A 1,083-nucleotide genomic window follows, 5' to 3' on the forward strand; every position below is an offset into this window, starting at 1 on the left:
AGCTTGCCGTAGAGCTGCCGCCCTGGGCATTCCGTGGCGAACCCGTCCCGATGGCCGGAGATCACGTTGAGTCGTACGTTCTTTCCCTTTCGGTAGAGATTGCCACCGCCGGACTTCAGGTATGTCTTGCCGCGCGGATTGACCCCGTAGAGCCCGAGCTTCCACGCGGTGAGCTTCGCGATGGCGGTCACCGCCGCCGCGGACGGCTTGGCGCTGCCGAAGGTTCCGAGGACCGCGATCCCCATGCTGTCGGTGTTGAAACCGAGCGTGTGGGCGCCCATGACCGCCTTCGTCACTCCCCCGGCGCGACCCTCGTAGATGGTTCCGCACTTGTCGACGAGGAAGTTGTAGCCGATGTCACGCCAGCCACTGCTCTTGACGTGGTAGCGGTAGATACCACGAATGACTGAAGGGGCTTGCGAGCAGCGGTAGTTGTTGCCGGTGGCGGTGTGGTGCACGAAGGCCGCCTTGACCTTCTTCGTGTACACGAACCCCTTCTCCCGCAGCTTCTCGTCGGCGCCCCAGCCGCGCCGGGTGACGATGCGCGGGCGCGGTCCGATGTACGGCTGCGCCTTGCCGCGCAGGGCGACCAGCTCCCGTTCGGTGTCCTGCTTGCTCAGCGCCGGGAGCTCGGTGGCGGCGAGGGGGGTGGCGGCGCGGTTCGTGGTCGGGCGGGCGCCCGCGGGCGGGGGTTCCGCGCCGGGGTCCACCAGTTCCAGGTGCAGGCCGGCGGGGAGCGCCGACGACCGGTTTCCCACGGTCCGTGTCGTGGCCGTGTCCGCCTTTACCCGTACGTCCACTCCGTCCGAGTCGCCCACCCACAGCGGGGCCGTGGAGCCGTGGACGTGGCCCGAGTCGCGCTCGGCGGTGCCGGGGTCGGCGCCGTGGTCCTCGTTGTGGGTGTCGACGTCCTGCCAGCCGGACCACTCACCGGTGCCGGTGGCCCGGGTGCGGACCTGGACCTGGCCGCGCAGTTCGGTGTCGGGGTCGGACCAGGTGACACCGACCAGGGAGAAGCGGTGGACGTCGTCCCGGGTGAGGCCCTGTTCGGGGGCCGCGCCCAGGGTGCGGTCGCGGGTACGG

1 protein-coding gene is annotated in these 1,083 nt (G+C 70.0%); it reads right to left on the reverse strand.

Annotated features, from left to right (window positions below; genetic code table 11):
* A partial coding sequence (locus ACFWI9_RS34710) for a peptidoglycan recognition protein (RefSeq protein ID WP_387169385.1) occupies window positions 1-1,083 on the reverse strand: 1,083 nt, incomplete at both ends.

The organism is Streptomyces sp. NPDC127084 (assembly GCF_042724175.1).
GTDB lineage: Bacteria > Actinomycetota > Actinomycetes > Streptomycetales > Streptomycetaceae > Streptomyces.